Source organism: Emticicia sp. GW821-FHT11C11 (assembly GCF_058808615.1).
In genome coordinates, this window is record NZ_JBXARV010000003.1 from 458,800 (window position 1) to 480,978 (window position 22,179).

A 22,179-nucleotide genomic window follows, 5' to 3' on the forward strand; every position below is an offset into this window, starting at 1 on the left:
GTTTAAAATCTATTGTATGAAATATAAGATAGTAGCAATTGTACCCATGAGAAACTCTAGTGAAAGGGTAAAAGGCAAAAATTATAGAGATTTTGCCGGGAAACCGTTATTTCACAGAATAATCGACAGTTTACTTTCAAGTAAATCAATAGATAAAGTTGTAATTGATACGGATAGCCCCATAATAATGGAGCAGGCCAGAGAAAAATATCCTGATGTACTAATACTTGAAAGACCCGAGCATTTAAGAGATGGAACCATTCCAATGAATAATGTTCTGCTGAATACTTGCGAACAGATTGAATCAGAATTGTATCTGCAAACCCACAGTACGAATCCTCTTCTTTCTGCCGAAACAATCGATAAAGGCATTGAAGAATTTATAAGTTTATATCCTATCTATGATAGCATGTTTACTGTCACTCGTCTGCAAGTCCGTTTGTGGGATCAACTTGCCAGAGCTGTAAACCATAATCCTTCTATTTTATTAAGAACACAAGACTTACCTCCAATATACGCTGAAAACTCTTGCATGTACCTTTTTACTAAAGAAACACTGGTAAAAAAGTTCAACCGTATAGGCGACCGACCATATATGTACGAAATTCCTGAGATAGAGGCACAGGATATTGACGTAGAATTAAATTTTAAAGTAGCAGAATTTTTATTTAAAGAACTCTATCCCTGGAAATCATAATGAAAGTATTAGTTACCTGCCCTCCAATGCTTAAGCGTATCGACGAATTTCGTTCATTGTTTGAAGAAAAAAATATTGAATTGGTTATTCCTGATATCGTTCAGACATTAACGGAAGAAGAGCTTGAAACGATTTTGCCAGAAGTAGATGGATGGATTATCGGAGATGATCCGGCAACAGAAAGAGTATTTACTGCTGGTAAAAATGGAAAACTTAAGGCAGCCGTTAAATGGGGGGTTGGGGTTGATAATGTTGATTTTGCAGCCTGCAAAAAACTCGGTATACCGATCATTAATACACCTAATATGTTTGGTGCAGAAGTAGCTACTATTGCTACGGCGTATGTACTAGGTCTTGCCCGGCAAACCTATTTGATAGACAGCGAGGTAAAGAAAGGAAATTGGATTAAACCTGCCGGGAGATCATTATCCGGAATGCAGGTGGCACTCATCGGATTTGGAGATATTGGTAAATCAACGGCCAAATTCTTAAAGGCATTTGACATGAAAATCAATATTTATGACCCCTATGCTTTAAAGACTGAAACAGATTTAATCAATTATGAATTCTTCGCTTTTCCTGAAAATATTGAAAAAGCCGATTTCGTCATTACAACCTGCTCGTTGACTCCTCAAACTAAATATATGATTAATGCAGATGCCATCAATTTAATGAAAGACGGCGTTTATATTATTAATGTTTCGAGAGGGGGTGTAGTTGAAGAAAAAGCTTTAATTGAAGCACTCAAAAGCAGAAAAGTTGAAGCTGCCGCTTTAGATGTTTTTGAAACAGAACCTTTTCCGATTGATTCTGAATTAAGAAACTTTGAAAAATGTATTTTTGGTACACACAATGGCTCTAATACTATTGAAGGAGTTAGAAGGGCTACCAAACAAGCAGTAAATCATTTGTTCGAATATTTAGGCGTATAAATATGCAAAAGAAAATACTTATTACAGGTGTTATGGGTGGTATAGGAAGCGCTATTGCACGAATGTTTAAAGAGCAGGGGTATTTTGTGTATGGTCTTGATATTCGTTCAAAAGAGGTAGATTTTGTTGACCACTTAGTAATATTTGATCTTAATAAGTTTTCGTATGATTCCGTATATCGGAGCGATTTTACAGATTATTTTAATACTCATATTGAATCTCTGGATATTCTGGTTAATAATGCAGCAGTTCAGATTCTGGATAAATTAGACGACCTGAAACTGCAAGACTGGCAGGAAACAATCAATGTAAACCTAACAGGGCCTCTATTACTAAGCCAACTGTTTCTTAGCCGGCTAGAGAGGGTTAATGGGTCTATTATAAATATTGGTAGTATTCATCAACAGCTAACCAAGCCTCGTTTTATAAGCTATGCTACCTCAAAAAGTGCACTGATTGGACTTACTAAAGCCCTGGCTGTGGACTTGGAAGGAAGGGTAAGAGTAAATGCCATAAGCCCGGCTGCTATACAAACCGAGATGTTGTTATCTGGTTTTGATGGTAATGAAGAAGCTTTAAATCAATTAAGAATGATTCATCCGGTGCAGAGAATAGGCTATCCTAATGATGTAGCCAAACTGGTTCTTTTTTTGGCATCCGAAAATTCAGGATTTATTCACGGGGCAAACTTAAGTTTAGATGGTGGAATTAGTTCTGTTTTAAAAGATTTATAGATTCTATAATATGATATTCTGAATGAGATTCTTTTTTGCAATAGCTTTTCTTTTACTGGCTGCTGATTTTTCACAATCTGGCTATTCTGTCTGGATTGGTTTTCTATCAATCGGTATATTAGCTTGTATAGTTACCGTTAATTATAATAAAATCAAGAGACTTTTATTAAAGAACAAAAATCGATTACTATTCATTGTAATTGTGTTTATTGCATTGATGGTTATAAGCTATTTCAGGACTAATTTTAAAAGTAGTATAAGCTATAGTATAGGAAGAGCACTTAAATTAATACTTACTTTTGGAGGGGCTTTGGGTTTTTTTATTCATATCACCCGACAAAAAATCTATAAAGACACTGATAAGGTTTTTTTTAGTATAATAATGGTTCCGCTTTTATTCATTTTAATTAATCTATTGTTTAAATTACTTTCATTGGATGTCCTTGGTGTTATAAAAAATAGTCCTGATTTAGGGATAGCTAATACTTTATATTCTTTAACTGGAATTGAAATTAGAAGAATACCTTTCCCTTTAACTGGTGGGCTGAATACGTACGGATCATTTTTAGGTGCAATGTCAGTACTTAGTTTATCATTTTTCATATCCTCTACCAACAAGTTATTAAAAGGATACTCTTTATTTATAAGTGTTATAAGTCTGATTTGTCTTTTGCTTATAGATACACGATCTGCTTTGCTGGCAATACTTTTAATTACAATAAGTACTATAATCCTTAAACCGACAACCTATCTGAATCATTCCCGAAAGGTAATTTGGTTAATAGGAATATTACCTTTAGTATTAGTATTAACAGGTTTTTTATTAAAAAATGCAGATTTGTTTTCATTTATATCTCGTAACGAAACGAATGATATCGCAACTGGTAATAATAGAAATATAATATGGACATTCTGTATACAGGAAATAATGAATTTTAAATTAATTCATATTATTGGATTTGGGGAATTTGGACAGGTTGGATCTAAAATTTCTAACCTATGGGCCGAAGACTTTTCTTTATTTAAAAATTCTCAATATACTTCTGCTCATAATACTACACTGCAACTTTTTTTAGATATTGGTTATCTGGGAGTAATTGTTTATTATTCATTACTTATTATTACATCTAATTATATTTTTAAATTGTATAAGTATTCAGGTGATTCTAATTTAATCATATTTCAGAATTTCCTTATTTACATATCTTTTATTGGAGGGACAGAGGCTGTAAACGCTATTTCTTCTACTTTTTATCTATTTATTATAATAATTGCATATGTAGTTTTATATCCAAAAAGAATTATGATTCTGAAATAGTATTAATGTATAATACTTAAGTGTAGTTTATAATATTGATTTAGGGAAAAAATAAATAAGAAAAAAGGAAGATTTTGGTCCGTCTTATTAAGTGAAATATGCTATAATTTCGAAATTATATTGCATTTTTAACTACTAAAATACCATTTGTACTTTTTTCTGATAGTATATGTACAATAGAATTCAGCAACTAATTTTAAAAGGGTTTCATTCAGCTACTTTAAATACTTGGGCAAGTATTGCTGTTCGAACATTAAACTTGGTTTTACTTCTTCCTTTTATTCTTAAAAAATTTGATGCAGCAGAAATAACACTATGGTATCTGTTTACTGTTATAACAAGTTTTAACCTTGTTTTTGATTTGGGTTTTAGCCCCACTTTTATAAGAGCGATTGCGTATGGAATGGGGGGGGCAAGTTCATTAAACTCGAAGAACACTAGTGGCGAGCCCAATATTCTCTTTCTAAAGAAGATATGGCAGAATATTCGGGTAGTATATCTTTTTTTGACTCTGGTAGTATTACTCTTAATATCATCACTGGGTAGTTGGGTTGTCTATAAGCCTATAAATCTATTAACCAATGAAAACGAAGGTTGGTTATCATGGTGTTTTGTTATTCTCGGAACCACTCTGACATTTTGGGGCAGTATTTTTTCCATTTACTTACAGGGGACAAATAAAATCACCCTTTTCAGGCGTTATGAGACTATTTTTGGTGTTTGCTCAATTATTTCGAGTATTATTGTCATACAGGCTGATCTGGGATTTGTTAGTCTGGTTATTGTAAATCAGTTCTGGACTGTCATGTCTATTGTGCGTAATTTATGGATTTGCCATAAAGATGCTATCTATGTTGAAATAGGTAAAAGATTCTCATTTGAAATTGATAAAGAACTAATTAGCGAGATATGGGGAACATCGTGGAGAAGTGCCATTGGAATATTAATGTCGTTTGGAATAATTAATATCAGTACTATCCTGATTGCACAGTCTGACGATTCAGCCGGTACGGCATCTTATTTATTTTCATTAAGAATCTTACAGGTAGTAATAAACTTTTCCATGGCTCCGTTTTATAGTAAAATACCTTTGCTTTCCCAATTGTACGTTACTAGCGATTATGACGGGCTCATTAAAATAGCCAGAAGGAGTATGCGGTTTTCTCATTTATCTTTTATAGTTTCTGCAATAGCCATAGGCTTTTTAGCTCCGTTCATTATTCAACTTATTCATAGTAATATCAATTTTGTAGATAAAAAAATCTGGTCAGCTTTAATTTTAGCCTATTTCGTCGAGAGGTTTGGAGCAATGCATATGCAATTATTTAGTATAACAAATACAATAGTCTGGCACATTGCTAATTCAGTTACAGGCATAATCCTTTTCTTGTTATTGTATTTTTCAATACCAAAATTGGGGCTCTATGCATTCCCGTTTTCAATGCTTATAGCCTATTTATCTTTTTATTCCTGGTATCCGGCTAAAAAATCGTATTCTCACTTTAAAATTAATATCAAGGATTTCGAATGGAATACTTCGTTTCCAGCATTGATATTGGTATTAATTTATGTTAGTTATGCTTATTTTTTTTGAAAAAATAGTTTTTTTATTAAATTCTGGGTAAAATAAATGTATGGGAAAAATAATGAACTTCATTAGCAGTTCTGTAAAAAAGAAATTCGATTTAATAACGAATAAGAAGATTATTCTGATAATTAATGAAGATGTTTACAGTGCTTCGCTCGAAGAAAATCTGGTGAATCGGTTTGAATTTTATTTCCGTGATAAACAAGAACTAAAAATAGTTAAGGGAGGAGAGTTACTTTTTTTCTCTATGGTTTTTAAACCTTGTATTAAACTTAATTATGGATTTACAAAATCTAACAGAAAATTAAGGTATTTGCTGAAAAGGTTTTTGTTTTTTGATGTTGATTTTAATAACAATGAAGAAGATGGCTGGAATTGGCATAATGCATTAACAGCTTATACATTTACCGAATCATCAGAAGATACTGAGATTGAGCTGAGCAAAAAAAGACTTATTAGTTATACTAGCTCTATTGAGAAATTTGAAAAATCTTATGCGCTTGGTACAGGACCTTCTCTGGCCAAGGCTATAAACATTGATTGGGCCGATGGATACAGAATTGTTTGCAATACCATTGTAAAAGATCCGGAGCTTTGGCATCATATAAAGCCCCATTTTATTGTGGCAGGAGATGCCATTTATCATTTTGGGCATAATAGTTTTGCTAAAGCATTCATAAGTGACTTAAAGAACAGACTTAGAGACTCTTCTACTGTATTTATTTATCCATTTTATTATCATAGTTTTCTGAAAGAAGAGTTAAATGAATTTAAGGAGCGCCTTATTCCGATTCCGATAAATGATTCTGATTTGATTCATATTAGTTTATTTGAAGATTTCAGCATTCCTACTAAAATAGGGAATGTATTAAATGTACTATTATTACCCCTCGCTACTTCATTATCTAAAAATGTTTATTTGTATGGATTTGACGGCAGATCTCCGGATGATAAATTGTTTTGGGCGAATTCTAAAAAGCATTCTTATGGAGAAAAAATAAGCGAAATTCAGCTACACCACCCTAAGTTTTTCGATTTTCATGTGCCTAAGGATAATCAGAATAAATATGTTGATGATGTGCATGGTCAAAAGCTTGAAAGAATTTTATCTATAGCAGAGCAAGAGGGATGGTCGTTTACTATGATGCACGAAACATGGACCGAAACCCTAAAAAGAAGATATAAGCCGAATAGCAAGAATATTATTGAGTCTTAAGTAATTACATTTCTGTGTTCAGAATTGTATGTCATAAAAGTATTTCACGCATCGGCGGATGATTTTTTAAAATTAGATTAAGACAAATGAAATATTTTGTAGTTCAGGAATGAAAAAATACTAAAGAAACACAAATTGGGAATGATATAAAGCATTTGTCTTGATTGGAAATAGGAATCGTATTGCTCCTGGCAACAATCTTTAAGATGGAAATATTTTCTTTTTGATAAGTTTCTTAAACTTTCATGAAACTATTTAATAATTAAACTTTGCATAAGACTTATAAAGCAAGTCTACTAATTGGTTTCAGAAAGCATCAATAATGAATGATAAAGCAAGAATATTCTGGTTGACCGGGGATTATTTCTTTGATGTGGATTTGCCTGTGGTCTCTGAAATTTCAAAGAATTATAAGATCGACTGGCATATTTTATCGGGGTATAATTTTCACTATAATGAGCCGGCAATAATGAGCACATCATTTCCGGATAACCCCGACATTCAGGTGTACCCCCACAAATCAAAGACCCGAATGAGAAGTCCTAAGAGAATAATGGAGTACATGAATTTAATAAAATCGATTAAACAAGGGCACTATAGTGTTGTTTATATTGCCGTAATGGATTTGTACCTTATGCCATTATTATTATGGTTTCGCATTAAAAATGTTGTTTATGCCTGCCATGATTTTAAAATACATGTAGGATTTGAGAACGGAAGAATTTTCAACCTTAATCAAAAGTTGATTTTTAATCTTTTTAATAATTTTCAATTATTTAGTAAAGAACAGTATCGCTTATTTAAAAATGAATATCCTTCAAAAAATGCTTTCGTAGGAAAATTAGCATTAAAGGATTTTGGAAGCTCTCATTCAAAACCTCCTGAAAAAAACGTAGTGTTTACTTTTTTTGGTACAATCAGAGAAAACAAAGGGCTGGAGTATTTGATTAGGGCCGGAAATGAATTATCTAAAACGCATAAAGGTAAATTTATCATTAAGATCTGTGGCTATACTAAGAACCCGGAAAAGTACATTATATTAGTTGAGGACCCGGAATCTTTTTATTTAGATTTTCGGGAAATTCCCAGCGAAGAAATTGCAGATATTTTTTGTTCATCCCATTTTCTGGTTTTGCCTTATTTAGATGTTACCCAATCCGGGCCTTTGCTAATAGCTTATAATTATAATTTGCCAGCTATAGCTTCTGATTTGCCCGGGTTTAGAGAATATATTGAGGATGGAGCAACTGGTTTCTTATTTAAATTGAAAGATTTCAATGATTTATCCGCAAAAATGGCCTATGTTATTGATCATAGCGAAGACTATACTGGTATTAAGTTGAATTTGGAGAGTTTCATTAAGGAGAATTGCTCGCTGAAGAGTATATCAAATGAATATTTGAATTTTTTTTCAAAATTCAGGTATAATTAAACACATTTCAATTCGGGTTTGCTAAATGGAAAATTACCTGATTCATTCGTAATTTAAAAGTAGCTAATTAGATAGGACGGAGTTAGTATGGACCTGCCACTAGTTTGAAAAACTAAACATAAGCCAAATTCACATATTATAATTTAACTCAAATTTGTTTTAAATAAAAAAGATATAGATTCCAGATGAAAGTTCTTATAGGGAGTTGGACATGGTATCCGGTTGGTGGAGATTGGACTTACGTTGAAAATATTAAACGATTATACGAGAAAAAAGGCTATGAAGTAGTTCCATTTAGCACAATTAACGAAAAAAATGTACCGAATGCCTATCAGGAATATTTTGTTAAAGCATATGACTATAATAAGCTTAATCAAAACAAAAGCTTATTGTCGGGTTTTAAAGCGTTAAAAAACTCTATCGTTTCAATTGAAGCGATGAATAACATTGATAAACTTCTAGATGATCATGAGATATCACTGGTACATTTACATCTCATACATCATTGGATTACCCCGGCAATAATCTGGAAGATTAAGAAAAGGGGCATACCTATTATATGGACTTTACATGAATATAAACTTTTATGCCCTCAGGGTACTTTTGTTTCTAATGACCAGATTTGCGAAAAGTGTTTTGGTGGGAAGTTCTACAATTGTGCTATAAATAAATGTAAGAAACAATCGTTTTTGGCAAGTGTTTTGGCAAGTGCAGATGCTTATTTTTACAAATGGTCTGGTATTTATAATACAGTTGATGCCTATTTGTGTCCTTCACAATTTCTATTAAATAAGTTTGCAGAATTTGGATTCGAAAGAGAAAAGCTGAAACTCACTAATTTATGCTACGACATTGATGTAATAGATAGCTACTTGTCAGAAAGAAAAGATACGACTGATAATGATAATGAAAAATTCATTCTATATGTTGGAAGAATTGAAAAAATAAAAGGTATCAAGACCTTACTAGAGGCGGTTGAGGGAACTGATGTTAAACTGAAAATTGCGGGTACAGGCTTAGCTTTGGATGAGATGATAAAATATGCCAATGATAAAGGACTGGAAAATGTAGAATTCATTGGATTTCAGAGTAAAAAATCTGTTTATGACCTGACAGTAAAATCTATATGCGTTGTTTGTCCCTCGGAATGGTACGAAAACTACCCATTTTCAGTAATTGAGAGCCTGCTTCTATCTAAGCCAGTTATAGGATCAAGAATTGGAGGAATACCAGAGCTAGTGATTGATAATGAAACAGGTTTTTTACACGAGCCCGGAGACGCTATAGGTTTAAGAGAACAAATTCTAAAAATATGGAATGATAAGGATTTAGAGATTAAGCTGGGTAAAGGAGCTCGTAAACATGCTTATAGTAAAGTTAATTTTGAAACACATTGGGAAGTTATAGAGAATGTAATTTCTGGATTGAAAATTAACCAATAGTTTAAAGAAGTAGAAAGTTAATAAAGCGAGTAGCATAGTAATTGAATTTATTCATAAGAAATGCATTAACATTGAAGCCTTGTTTTCTATCATGAAATCATCAGAACTGTACAATCTTTTTGATAATTTCCGTACATAAATTACTTTGGCAGAAAATTTGCAATGCAGAAGTTGGTAGGTTTATTGTTTCCGTTTAAAAATAGGTTGTTTTGGCTTCCTTATTTAAAAGTGGTGGGGTATTGAGATTTTATATAAAGAAATAAGCTAATTAATTTGCTACGGGTAATTAATCTATTTGGATGAGTAAAAAAATAAAATTAGCAATTGTTGGAATAAGAGGGTTGCCTAATAATTATGGAGGCTTTGAAACACTTGCAGAATATTTGGTAGAATATTTGAGTGATGAAATGGAAATTACAGTATACTGCTCTTCTAAAGATATGCATACCCGAATTGCTGAATACAAAGGAGCTAAACTTAAGTATATTCCGATTACTTCCCATGGAGCACCAGGTATTATATATGATAGCATCTCTCTTTTGAATGCTGTTTTTACGAACGATAAAGTATTATTCTTAGGATTTGGTGCCGGATTCATTATCCCCTTTCTTAAATCTTTTCGACATAAAATCATTTTGAATATTGGAGGACTGGACTGGAAAAGAAATAAATGGTCGCCAAGAGCCCGGAAAGTCATAAAAAAAGCGGAAGAATTATTAGCTAAGAATAGCGGGCATATTATAACAGATAATGTAGGCATACAAAAATATTTTGAAAGCGAGTATGGGTTGGAAAGTACCCTTATTGCCTATGGCGGAGATCAGGCAAAAAAAAGACCTGTTACTGAGGATTCGTTGATAAAATACGCTTTTCTCAAGAACAAATATGCCTTTAGTGTCATTAGAATCCAGCCGGATAATAATATTGACATGATGCTTGATGCCTTTGCCCGTCAGAGTAAACTACCTCTGGTAATGGTTGGTAACTGGAATAATTCAACTTATGGTAAGGACACAAAAGCAAAATATGAGAATAGAAATAACCTTGTTCTATTAGATGCAATTTATGATAGAGAAATATTAGACATTTTACGAAGTAATTGTTTAATATATATTCATGGCCACTCTGCAGGTGGTACTAATCCCTCTTTAGTAGAAGCTATGTTTTTAGGACTTCCGGTTTTGGCATATGCCTCTGGATACAATGAATATACTACACTCAATAAAGCTCTTTATTTTGATTCATCAGAACAGCTTACTGATCTTGTCAATAATTATGAGAGCTATGAGTTAACTAAAATAGGGTCTGATTTATATGATATTGCTGCAAGCAACTATCGTTGGCAGTCTATTAGTGATCAATACAAAGAAGTAATATTAAGTAAATAAACAGAATATGCTAAAAGCAGGAATAATAGGTTTAGGTAAAATGGGGCTCTCTCATGCTGCGATAGTGGGTGCTCATGCAGATGTAGAATTAGCAGCAGTTTGCGATACCTCAACTTTAGTAATAGATGCTTTTAAGAAACTCAGTAAGGTTGCCACCTATAATGACTCAAAAAAAATGCTGGATGAGCAAAAACTCGATTTCGTAGTAATTGCCACTCCAACAAAGCTTCATTATCCAATGGTAAAATATGCACTTGAAAAAAATGTGCATGTGTTTTGCGAAAAGCCTTTTAGCCTTCATTCAAATGAAGGAGAAGAGTTGGTTGCGTTGACTCAAAAGAAGAATCTCAATACACAAGTGGGCTATCATAATCATTTTATTGGCACATTTCAGGAGTTAAAAAGACTTGTTAATTCAGGCATTTTAGGAGAAATAGTAAATTTTACCGGTGAAGCCTACGGCCCGGTTGTTATTAAGGAAAAAGTAGGCACGTGGCGTTCGAAACCAGAAGAGGGTGGGGGATGTCTTTTTGATTATGCTTCTCATGTGTTGAACCTTATTCAAGAGATTCTGGGAAGACCTAAAGAAGTCATTGGCGGAATATTAAAGAGTATTTATTCCAATGGTGTCGATGACGCAGTTTACTCTCTATTGTTACTTGAGAATAACATCAGCGGCTCTTTATTGGTTAATTGGAGTGATGATACATACAGAAAGATGTCAACTTCTCTTACAATTCAAGGAAAGAATGGGAAAATTATCTGTGATGCTACGGAGATAAAAATATATCTTAAGGAGCCCAACAAAAAGGAAAATCTGGACAAAGGCTGGACCACAAAGTATATTACAGATTTTGCTATACCGGTTAATTTTTATTTAAGAGGAGAAGAATACAGCGCACAGATTGACTATTTCGTAAAGCATGTTCTCACTAAATCAAAGCCTGAAATTAATACGTTCGAGCAGGGTTTGTATACAGATAAAGTAATAGAAATGATTTTACAGAAATCAAAAAGATTGTAATTAATATATGGATAAGGTATTATTTGGGGATAATCAGTTTTTTGCTGTGAATCATATTTCAGACGAGAAATCACGTGCACAATCAGTTCGTTTCAAGGAAGACTCAGCTATTATAAAGGTGTTGGATCAGGCCATTGAATTAGGAATTAATACATTTATGTGCACAACGCATGATAGAATAGGTAATATCTGTGATTATATTCGTCATAATCCTTCAAAATATTCTGATTTCAAAATTTATCCTTGCATGCCCTATGCACATAAATATGCTAATGCAGTAACTGAATTGGGGATTATGGGTACCATTAAACAGTATGTTCCCGGAAACATCTTTGGCACTTTTGCAAAAGGTGGTCTGGCTTTTCTTAATAAGGATTTTATTAAGATTATGGAACTACTTGTTGACGCAGAAATGAAAATGTTTAAAGGAATTAATACTCCGGTTATATTTCTTCAAAACGTTTTAGTAGATATGATCTTGGGGTTGGGGATGTACGAAGTATTTAGCGAGTATGACGCATATATCCGGAAAAAGTATAACGCTGAGCCTGGATATATCACAATGAATATGCCTGCATTGGTTGATGTTTTACACTCAATCGGAATATCGAATCCCATTGTTTGCTCTTCTATCAATAAAATTGGTTTCAGGATGTCAGGAGGGAAAGACCTATATGAGAAATATCTGAGAGAGAAACAATTCAGAGCCATTGCCATGCAGGTGCTGGCTGCGGGTGCACTGCGCCCTAAAGAGGCTATCGCATATATCGGAACTTTACCCAATATTGAATCAGTATTATTCGGAGCATCTTCAAAAGGGAATATTGAGGAAACAAGCGGATTAATTAATAAGTATGTCTAAACTTATAAAAATTGTATTTATATAATAAACAAAATAATTTGTTTAGAGGTTATATTTTTATAAATACCGGGTTTTATCTTAACCTGTAGCAATTCTTAAGATATTTTCTGGATTTAGGATTTTATTAAATTTGTACTATTTAAGTTGTAATCAGAAAAACTCGCATATGGGAATGGAATTGAAAGTACTGAAATGGCTGGAAATAATTAAATCTGTTCGAATAAATAGAAAATATATTTCCTTTGCTCCTCCGGGACATTTCTATTCTCCGCTACCGTCTATTAGTGAGGTCGAAAACTCTGAAAGTGTAATATGGCCTGTTGAAAATATACGAGAAATATCTGGAATAGACCTGAATTTAGAAGAACAAAAAGAATTTATTGCCAGTGTTGAGAAGTATTATCATGAAATGCCCTTTGCCGCGGAAAAAGTAGAAAATTTAAGATACTATTTCAACAATCCATATTACATGTTTTCTGATGGTATATTTTTTTATTTTATATTAAGAAAATACAAGCCGTCAAGAGTTATAGAGGTAGGTTCTGGCTATTCTTCTTGTCTCTTATTAGATACGAATGAAATATTTTTTGATAATTCTATCAAGTGTACTTTTATAGAACCTTATCCTGAACGTCTAAAGAGCTTGATTAAACAGTCAGATTTAGATAAGAATACTTTTTTGCAAAAAAACTTACAGGATATTCCATTAAATGTGTTTCAAGAATTAAATGAAAATGACATTCTTTTTATTGATTCAACACATGTTTCTAAAATAAACAGTGATGTAAACTATATATTTCATCAGATACTCCCAATTTTAAAGAAGGGAGTCTTAATTCATTTTCACGATATTTTTTATCCTTTTGAATATCCGAAGGAATGGGTTTATGAAGGTAGAGCATGGAATGAAATATATATACTGAGTTCGTTTTTGCAATTTAACAGTCAGTTTAAAATTGTGGCCTTTAATACTTATTTGCAAACTCTTTTTAAAGAAGAAATGCAAAAGAATTTTCCTTTGTTATTTAAGAATCAGAATATTTATGGGAGTATCTGGATACAGAAAACAGCATAAATAGATATTTTCTTATTCAAATAAGAAAATATCTATAGATTCTTACTATATTCGTAAAGTAAATGAAATTATTAAGTTAGAGCCCTCCGTATTAGGTAAGCATTAAAATACGTTTAAGAAATGAAATGTGATGAGGTTGTTAATTCTAATTAATCTGAATGCTAGAATTTCAAACTTTTAACGTGAAAAGATTCGGGGAATAACTCTCATTTGAATAGTTAAGCAATACTATAAGTAGAAACACAGGCACATGAACAACTATAAAAACAGAACATTTTTAAAATAACTATGTTCTAAGTAAGCTACGCCAAATTGTTTTACTCAAATCTGCTAATCGAAATATTTTGTGTATCGATGATTTTGAAAGGATTAAGGTTAATAATCAGAAGATTTTATTTTTTTAATCGTAACCCATATAATAATCGTAGATGTTCAACTATCGTTTATTAAGCTAAGTTGGTTTAAACCCAACAACAAGCAGGATAATAAGGTTAATAAATTCTATTACCCAGTTTGTAAAGTTAAACGATATAATATTTGTTATTGATTGATATTGTTTATTACAGCGGAAATAAATAAATAATCACCTACTGCTGAATTGATCTGTATAATTCTGGAAACTATATAAAATAGTTTTATTAAATACGAAATAAAGAATTATTAGGTCTCCAATTGTAAACTTGCTGGGCTACTATTTGAAGATCACCTTCCTTGATAAGTTTACAGGAAGAATATAAACGTGCGCAAAAAAAACTCACATAACTATATGGTTTCTAATTTAAAAAGAATATATCATATAAGATTGTTAACAGATTTTATCTGTATAATTTTTTGTTTTGGGACGGCTCAGATACTAAGTAACCGATCTTTTGGCAATATTGATTTTTTCCTACTATTTCTTCTCTTGGTAACCTGGTATTTTTCGAGTAGATATACTGAATTATATGATGAGTTTCGTACGGTAAAATATGTAGACGAGTTTCTGGTTCTAGTACCTAATATCATAGTTCAGGGAGTTATTCTGATGGTTTATTTATTTCTTTTAAACGATCACTTTTATACCCGTAGATTAGTATTCTGGGATATTGTACTTGTTTCGATGCTTATGACCTTGCAAAAGTATCTTTTCAAAAAAATTAGTTTGTTATTATATGAGAAAGGATATAAGATAAAGAATGTATTAATTGTAGGTACAGGCGATAGTGCCATGTCTTTCTATAAAATTTTTACTGATGCTCCTCATTTTGGTTACAAGGTTACAGGATTTATCGACGAGCATAAGCCACATTTTCTCAATGGGAAGTACAGTGGTAATTTAGAAAGTCTAGGCAGCGTTCTTAAGGCGAATTCTATTCAGGAGGTAATAGTAGCCTTACCTACAATCAATAAGAAATATCTGGAAAGGGTTATCCAGATCACTGAGAAGGAAGGAGTAACCACCAGAATTATACCAGAATATGGCCAATACGGAATTCAACAATATAAACTTGAGTTATTCGGGGGGAATCCGGTACTTACCCTTCGAAAAAACCCTCTGGAAGAATGGCATTTTGGAGTAATTAAAAGGGTATTTGATATATTATTCAGCTTAGCTGTGATCATATTTCTTCTTTCATGGCTAACTCCTATTCTGGCCATTCTTATCAAACTTGATTCTAAAGGCCCGGTTTTTTATTTACAGGAAAGATGGGGTAGAAATAATCAAAAAATTACGTGTTTTAAATTTCGGTCTATGTATAACGATAGCTCAACCTGTAAAACAGATGGACTTTTTTGGCAAACTGAAAAAGACGACCCTAGAATAACTAAAATAGGTAAATTTTTGCGAAAAAGAAATCTGGATGAATTACCGCAGTTTTTTAATGTATTATTAGGCAATATGTCTGTAGTGGGGCCAAGACCTCATGCAGTTCAACATAATATCGAAAGTAAAGAACAGATTGATAATTATTTGTTACGGCACTGGGTCAAGCCGGGAATCACAGGATGGGCTCAGATTAATGGTTATCGAGGCGAAACTAAAGATATTGCATTAATGAAGAAACGGGTAGAGTTCGATATCTGGTATATTGGACACTGGAGCATCTGGCTTGATATAAAAATCATCGTCGCTACTGTTTATAATATGATTAAAGGAGAGCTGATAGCCTATTAGTTTTCATGGAAAATAAAAGCTTATTCCTAAAGCATTTCATTAAGAAATGCTTTATTTTTTAGTAGTTTCATGACTTTTGAATCCCTAACTAATTCATTAAGGTGGGTTAGGTGTCGTTCATGATGTAAATCAGTTCCAACAAAATCGATTAAATCTGCCTCCAGAAGTTTGATGGCAACTTGCTTTGCTTCCTTGCCATAATAACCGCTTAATGATAAAAGATTCAATTGTAACAGGCATCCGATATCGTGTAAATGAGCTATTTTATTAAGATTATTCCACCAATAGCTGTATCGTTCGGGATGAGCCATAATCGGGGCATATCCACTTGTTTTCAACAAAAAGATAATTTCGTTTAAATTAGGAGGGGGGGCAATAAACGACATTTCAATAAGTAAGTAACCTTGATCATTAAAACTCAGAAGCTCCTTTCTTTTAAGGATATTTTCAAATTCTTCGTCCAACAAATACTCAGCGGCTGCTTCTATAGCTATCTCAATATTCCGGGCTTTTAATGCCTCCCGGACTTCACTCAATGCCCTTGTAATTATTTCAGGTGTATTAGGATATATTCCTGCTTTAACGTGAGGGGTCGTTATAAACTTTTTATAACCTAATTTACTCAACTCCTGAATATACGTAATGGTCTTTTCCATATCAGTAGAACCATCGTCTATTCCGGGCAGTAGATGAGAGTGAATATCCGTTTTTAAGAATGAGAATATATCATTAAGCGATTTTTTTCGACTAAAAATAGAAAACATAAATCTTGAATTTTGGTGCCAGACAATTATGGTATAGCAAATCTAATAAAATGATTTTCTTGCTTTGCCTGCTAAATAACATGTTTAAAACAAAACAAGTTACAAGTGGCCCTTGTAACTTGTTAAACTATTTTTTTATTTATAATAAAACATTAAATAGCCTTTTTCTGATTAAATACTACTTGAATGCTAAATTCAGAATGAGCACTAGCGTTGTAGCAATACCGGTAAATACAGGAATTAACTGTAGTGCTTGTATGCGTTGATCTGTATAAGTGACCTTACCTTTGCCTATATCAATGTAAATTACATCATTATTACGAATGTAATAATACGGAGAATTAAAGAAATCTCTTTTAGTTAAATCTATTCTGACAACTTCACGTTTTTTGTTTTCGGTACGAATTAACATTACATTTTTTCTTAAACCATAAATGGTTAAATCGCCTGCCATACCTATTGCTTCCGGTAGTGTGGTATGATCGTCAACTAAGTTAATAACGGCTGGCCGGTTTACTTCTCCTATGATAGTAAATTTATGATTAAGGAAACGTACATTAACTGTTGGCTCTTTTAAGTAACTCAAAAGCTTTGTTTTAATAGTATCTGCAGCTTGCTCTAAACTCATTCCGACTATCTGGATAGTCCCTATCAAAGGCATATCAATCTTTCCCTTAGGGTTTACCAAATATCCCAAAGGTTGGTTACGTGCCATACCATTGCTATTAGTACCCGGGAAATTAGTAGTTGTAAGTGGATTAATGTTAGGGAAGTTAAAAATTACATTTGACTCCTCACTTAAACTACTCACGGTAATTGCTAAAATATCATCGGGTTGAATCAGCGTAATAGGAGGAGTAATGGAAGGCAGAGTCTGATAAGATAATGTATCATTACTCTGAAAATAGGTAATATCCTTTGTCGTGATCCGGACGCAAGAAGAAGCAAATAAAATTATAGTGCAAAAAAAAAGTAAAGAGACAAAAATCCTATTTAAATTCTGTTGTCTGTTATGTGACATAAAGTACTTGATTTTAATATCAATTATGAAAGACCATTCATTAACCTCCTACTTGATAATAATACAAAAATAGGAGAAAATTTACAATTTTTGTAGCTTGGATTGATGTAATTTAATTAAGCATTTTACTCTATTTCTCATTTGGTCTTTCAAGCGATTAAAGGCTAATAAATAAGACTTGCAGAAAGATAAACTTTGTGATTTACATAGCTCTACAGAAAACAGAATTTATGTAAACCTTAAGCAAATATAACAAAAAAAAAGATGTAAGGTTTACGTAATGACTATACTTGTTCTAAGAATTTACGCAAAAAATTATTTGACGGCATTATGCGGTCTGAATAATTAAAAAATGGAATTACAATCAATTGAAACCATTCACTTAAACAAGAAAAATCAGTAAATGACTTATTTTTTATTGAAAGGTTATAACAAAGTACATGATAAGAATTACCCATAATGGCCACAGATAAATAAGAGGGAATGCTGGTCTTTTGTAAGGTTTCAGGGCTGATATTAACCAACCCTGAGCAGTAGAAACAAATTGTTTTAGGGCAAATGAATTTAATCGGATATTTATTTGCAAAACCTGTCAAAAGATCCTTCCAAATCGTTCCGAATCGCTATCAGGTTACCCCAGCCTTCGCTTGAGTATTGCAACTTTTTGGTAAAGTGTTTCCACTGATGCGCTCTGCCGTATTCAATAATCGGAAACCACTCTGAAAGAATAATAGTGTAGCCTTTATCTTTTAAGAAATTATACATTTCGGTAGTGGTATAGCCCAACGGAATCGTTTTTTTATCTTCAAATTCGCATACAATTACTCTCGGATGAGAATGATTTTCCCAATCGAACCCTTGTAGTACAAATAGATCGTGCCCTTCGGTATCAATTTTTAGAAAATCAATCTTAGGTATTTTCGTAGAGTTAATATAATCCTTTAAAGTAATAGTTTTGACTTTATGGGTTTCTTTATGAGAATGATGAAATTTAGAAAGCCCTGAAATACCCGTAGAAACGTCGCTCGTAAAGAATGCCAGCTCTAAACCACTTTCGTTTGTAACAGCCTCTGTAGATAAAAAAACATTGTTTCTGCCTTTAATTGTATCTAATAGTTTTTCTCTGTTACTAGGGTCCGGTTCGAATGCATGTATGGTCCAATTATCATTCATAAAGGGCTTCAATGAACCGCCAAAATGGGCGCCGACGTCAATCATTATCCCATTTTCTTTTTTAAGAACATTGTAAACTATTTCTACTTCATCTACCCTGTGATATATATTTTTTTCTATATTGAATCTTAAGGAAAAAGGTAATTTGCTGACAAGATATTTTATTTTGTTTTTCATTATTTGAAAGCCTGTTTATAATAGCTATAAAGAGATTAATAGGAGCGTCTAATTATTTAAAAGAAATATATATTCGATTAATTGATTAGATGCCGATGGCAATTTATCAAAAAAACATTAAAGAAAGCGCAAGTATATTGGCGAAGTGTTTGGAATTATATTAAATGGTTATCAAAAGAGAATGTTTGGAATGGTATAGCGTAATTACGTGCAGATTAAGCGGGATGTACAGGATTGTAAACTTCTGATAAGATACTGCTTTTATTCTATTTCTCATTTAGTTTTTCAAGCCATCAAAAGCTGTGTAAATAAGGCTTGTAGAAAGATGAATTTTATGATTTTCATAGTTCTACAGAAAACAGAATCAATGAAAATATAACGCGGACATGTGCTAAAGCCACCACTAGGGCTCTATTTTTGAATATCCTAAAAAGATAATAAATACAATCTCTGGCATACCAGGAAGAAATAAAATACTATTAAAATTTATCTATGCCTCATTTTTCCACTTCAAGAAAAATATTAGCACTAAACAAATTAATCTTGCGTAATAAATTCGCTGTTTTCTTACGAAAAGCTATAGATGGAATTAGCCCTAAAACCCTTTCAGATAAAACAACAATTCTCAAATAAAAAGAGCCCGTCATTTTTTTCTGCGTTTCAATTCCAAACCCTATAAATTTCAATACTTGAGACACCCCTGTTTTCTGTAAAATATCCGTAAGTTTATATGCATACGATATTTTCGTAAAACCACTTTCTTGGGCTACTTTGATAAGCTCACGGAATGTATATTCTTTTAAATGCATTCCCTTGGGCGTTGCACATCCAAATACAGAAGAAATATCGAAAGGTCCGGAATATGAATGAGGCGTGCTAAATATATACCTGCCTCCCGGCTTAAGGATTTTGAAAGCTGTTTGAAAATGTACAAAGATATCGTCAGGATGAAAATGTTCAATTACCTGATCTGAGAGAATGAGGTCATATTTTTCATCTTCTTCAAAAAGATCTAAATGGACACCGTCAGTAGTGACCCACTTGACATTTGAATCGGGAGACACAAATACTTCCCCTCTTTCGGAAGTAACCTCAGTTCCTGTACAATGATGGCCACATTTTGCAAGATATTTTATCATTGTACCTTTTCCCGAGCCAACTTCATATATATTTAATGGCTTCTCTCCTATAGCATCCACCCATCCGAAATATTGTTTTTGAGGATCAGTCGGCAGTGAAGTATGTACTAAATTATTCAGCCATTCCAATTCATGATACAACTTCCCGTAAGCTCTTTCAAACGTTTTCCAACGATTTTCAGGAGTAGATTGAATTAAATCCTGTGTTAATTGTTTTTCCAAATCCCAATGGGATAAGATCATTTCTTCTGTTACGACTGCTTCAGCGGGAATGCTATAATTTTCCTTATATCTCCTTATTAGTTCTTCTCCTCTTGGCTCTTCTTTAGTATTTGTCATATCAGTTTTTAGTATTTTATCAGGAAATTCATTAATTGGAATGATAAAGCAAGCGGGCTTTATCCATTACTTTTAAATTTCTGTTGAATACCCTTTTTATCTTTGGCTATTGATGTAAATAAAATAAACTTATTTCGATTTTCCAACATTGCTGTTACTGTCACGTCCTGAAATAGGCCTGTAAATTGAGAAACCTTTCTGAAAACAGAGAAGCCCATTTCAAGTGTATGAATGGGCTTCTTCTTTTTTATTCTCGCTCTATCTATCAGGTCTATTCCAAAATGAAACCGACCTGAGTAGGACATGATTATTTTGTATCGTTTCCGAACAAACTTTTCCAGATAACATTATATACATCTGTGGCAGCTATGTCTTCTGTAATTCTTTGATTACTTATCAATACCGGATAATACTCTTTGCCGATATCAAGTGTGCCGTGGGAGCCTTTAATAAGGTTGGCATCAAGCGGAATCACATCCATTCTATATCTGAATCCCGTTAGCTTACGAAGTAGTTTGTAGGCTGCTCTTAATTTGATGAAAGGATTAGCCGGGTTCATAAACATTTCTACCGGATCATAGCCCGGTTTGTTATGAATATCAACACTACGGGCAAAATCAGGGGCAACCTTATCATCAAACCAATAATAATAGGTAAACCAGCTATCGGCCTTAGCCATTAAGACTAAATCGCCCGCTCGTTTATGATTGATGTGGTGTTTTTGTTTTTCTTCTTCATCCATTATCAATGCAATACCATCAATTTTAGACAAAATTTCTTTTATTCGTTCTTTCTGGCTTTCATCGTTGATATAAACGTGGGCAATCTGGTGATCGGCAGCCGCAAAAGCTTTTGAAGCGCCACAGTCCAGTAATTCCAGTCCGCTTTCTACACGAACAGATAGTAAACCATTTTCGCGTAGAATTCTATTGATGTGGATAGGGCGGCTCACATTGTTGATACCATACTCCGAAAGCAGAATAACATTAGCATTGCGTTGTTCGTAATAGTTGACCAGCTCTTCCACCAGACTGTCAATTTCATGTAAATCTTTAGAAATTTTATTGAAATCAACGCCAAATTTTTGCAGACAATAATCTAAATGAGGCAGATAAATCAGCGTTAGTGTTGGGTCTTCGGTTTTGTCGACTTCCAGAGAGGCATCGGCAATCCATTTCGAACACTCAATGCTTGTGTTAGGCCCCCAGAACTTGAATAGGGGGAACGTACCAAACTTTGCCTGTAGCTTATCTCTTAAATCGGCCGGATAGGTGTAGCAATCAGGTACTTTTACACCATCTGAGTGATATTGAGGGCGTGGCGTGGCTGAAAAATCTGCTGATGAATACATATTATACCACCAGAACATCTTCGAAACAGTAAAATCCGGGTTTTCACGTCTGGCGGCCTCCCATATTTTCTCAGCCTGAACCAATTTATTAGATTGCTTCCAGAACTTCATTTCGCTCGCCTCATGGTCATACCAGCCGTTTCCTACAATTCCGTGCTCGTCAGGGTTTTTACCCGTAATATAGCAACTTTGTGAGGTAGTAGTAACAGCCGGGAAAGCCGGCTTAATATGCGTAAGCGTATTTTTAGCTATGTATTTCTGTAAAAATGGTGTGTGTTCACCAATTACACTGGTGCTGAGACCAACAATATCAATAACTACAGTTTTTTGCATTTTAGTCGAATTTTAAAGA

At 33.2% G+C, this 22,179-nt stretch carries 18 protein-coding genes; 13 read left to right on the plus strand and 5 right to left on the minus strand.

Features of this window, described 5'->3' with window-relative positions; genetic code table 11:
* Window positions 1–16 precede the first annotated feature (16 nt).
* The 13 genes from AC1RRY_RS17040 to AC1RRY_RS17100 all read left to right on the plus strand — a co-directional run bounded on the left by AC1RRY_RS17040 (window position 17) and on the right by AC1RRY_RS17100 (window position 15,863).
* Window positions 17–697, plus strand: a complete 681-nt coding sequence (locus AC1RRY_RS17040; protein ID WP_492822397.1) for an acylneuraminate cytidylyltransferase family protein — start codon at window positions 17–19, stop codon at window positions 695–697.
* Window positions 697–1,629 (plus strand): phosphoglycerate dehydrogenase, encoded by a 933-nt coding sequence (locus tag AC1RRY_RS17045; RefSeq protein ID WP_492822395.1) that lies wholly within the window; start codon window positions 697–699, stop codon window positions 1,627–1,629. The genes AC1RRY_RS17040 and AC1RRY_RS17045 overlap by 1 nt, the downstream gene beginning before the upstream one ends.
* A gap of 2 nt (window positions 1,630–1,631) precedes the next feature.
* The gene (locus AC1RRY_RS17050) at window positions 1,632–2,363 is read left to right on the plus strand and encodes an SDR family NAD(P)-dependent oxidoreductase (protein WP_492822393.1); all 732 of its coding nucleotides are present in this window, start codon (window positions 1,632–1,634) and stop codon (window positions 2,361–2,363) included.
* A gap of 22 nt (window positions 2,364–2,385) precedes the next feature.
* Window positions 2,386–3,681, plus strand: a complete 1,296-nt coding sequence (locus AC1RRY_RS17055; RefSeq protein ID WP_492822391.1) for an O-antigen ligase family protein — start codon at window positions 2,386–2,388, stop codon at window positions 3,679–3,681.
* Between the two features lie 169 nt (window positions 3,682–3,850).
* Window positions 3,851–5,275 (plus strand): hypothetical protein, encoded by a 1,425-nt coding sequence (locus tag AC1RRY_RS17060; RefSeq protein WP_492822389.1) that lies wholly within the window; start codon window positions 3,851–3,853, stop codon window positions 5,273–5,275.
* Between the two features lie 40 nt (window positions 5,276–5,315).
* The gene (locus AC1RRY_RS17065; protein ID WP_492822387.1) at window positions 5,316–6,485 is read left to right on the plus strand and encodes a hypothetical protein; all 1,170 of its coding nucleotides are present in this window, start codon (window positions 5,316–5,318) and stop codon (window positions 6,483–6,485) included.
* Window positions 6,486–6,807: 322 nt separating this feature from the next.
* Window positions 6,808–7,917: a glycosyltransferase gene (locus tag AC1RRY_RS17070; protein WP_492822385.1), complete on the plus strand. Its 1,110-nt coding sequence runs from the start codon at window positions 6,808–6,810 to the stop codon at window positions 7,915–7,917.
* Window positions 7,918–8,102: 185 nt separating this feature from the next.
* Window positions 8,103–9,359, plus strand: a complete 1,257-nt coding sequence (locus tag AC1RRY_RS17075; RefSeq protein ID WP_492822384.1) for a glycosyltransferase family 4 protein — start codon at window positions 8,103–8,105, stop codon at window positions 9,357–9,359.
* Between the two features lie 299 nt (window positions 9,360–9,658).
* Window positions 9,659–10,747 carry a DUF1972 domain-containing protein gene (locus tag AC1RRY_RS17080; protein WP_492822382.1) on the plus strand — a complete coding sequence of 363 codons (1,089 nt, stop codon included), beginning with the start codon at window positions 9,659–9,661 and terminating at the stop codon, window positions 10,745–10,747.
* Between the two features lie 7 nt (window positions 10,748–10,754).
* A complete protein-coding gene (locus AC1RRY_RS17085) occupies window positions 10,755–11,771 on the plus strand; it encodes a Gfo/Idh/MocA family protein (protein WP_492822380.1) in 1,017 nt (338 codons plus the stop codon).
* A gap of 7 nt (window positions 11,772–11,778) precedes the next feature.
* Window positions 11,779–12,633 (plus strand): hypothetical protein, encoded by an 855-nt coding sequence (locus tag AC1RRY_RS17090; RefSeq protein WP_492822378.1) that lies wholly within the window; start codon window positions 11,779–11,781, stop codon window positions 12,631–12,633.
* Window positions 12,634–12,805: 172 nt separating this feature from the next.
* The gene (locus AC1RRY_RS17095; protein ID WP_492822376.1) at window positions 12,806–13,708 is read left to right on the plus strand and encodes a class I SAM-dependent methyltransferase; all 903 of its coding nucleotides are present in this window, start codon (window positions 12,806–12,808) and stop codon (window positions 13,706–13,708) included.
* A 766-nt stretch (window positions 13,709–14,474) separates the two neighbouring features.
* On the plus strand, window positions 14,475–15,863 hold the full coding sequence (locus tag AC1RRY_RS17100; protein ID WP_492822374.1) for an undecaprenyl-phosphate glucose phosphotransferase: 1,389 nt from the start codon (window positions 14,475–14,477) through the stop codon (window positions 15,861–15,863).
* A gap of 26 nt (window positions 15,864–15,889) precedes the next feature.
* On the opposite strand, the gene AC1RRY_RS17105 is transcribed toward AC1RRY_RS17100, so the two are convergent.
* The 5 genes from AC1RRY_RS17105 to AC1RRY_RS17125 all read right to left on the minus strand — a co-directional run bounded on the left by AC1RRY_RS17105 (window position 15,890) and on the right by AC1RRY_RS17125 (window position 22,160).
* Window positions 15,890–16,627, minus strand: coding sequence for a tyrosine-protein phosphatase (locus AC1RRY_RS17105; RefSeq protein WP_492822372.1), 738 nt, complete (start codon window positions 16,625–16,627; stop codon window positions 15,890–15,892).
* Window positions 16,628–16,805: 178 nt separating this feature from the next.
* Entirely contained in the window at window positions 16,806–17,648 is an 843-nt protein-coding gene (locus AC1RRY_RS17110; protein WP_492822370.1) for a polysaccharide biosynthesis/export family protein, read from the minus strand.
* A gap of 576 nt (window positions 17,649–18,224) precedes the next feature.
* Complete coding sequence (locus tag AC1RRY_RS17115; protein ID WP_492822368.1) at window positions 18,225–18,998, minus strand: FkbM family methyltransferase; 774 nt, start codon at window positions 18,996–18,998, stop codon at window positions 18,225–18,227.
* Between the two features lie 497 nt (window positions 18,999–19,495).
* Window positions 19,496–20,476 (minus strand): class I SAM-dependent methyltransferase, encoded by a 981-nt coding sequence (locus tag AC1RRY_RS17120; RefSeq protein WP_492822366.1) that lies wholly within the window; start codon window positions 20,474–20,476, stop codon window positions 19,496–19,498.
* Between the two features lie 307 nt (window positions 20,477–20,783).
* A complete protein-coding gene (locus tag AC1RRY_RS17125) occupies window positions 20,784–22,160 on the minus strand; it encodes an alkaline phosphatase family protein (RefSeq protein WP_492822364.1) in 1,377 nt (458 codons plus the stop codon).
* Window positions 22,161–22,179 lie beyond the last annotated feature (19 nt).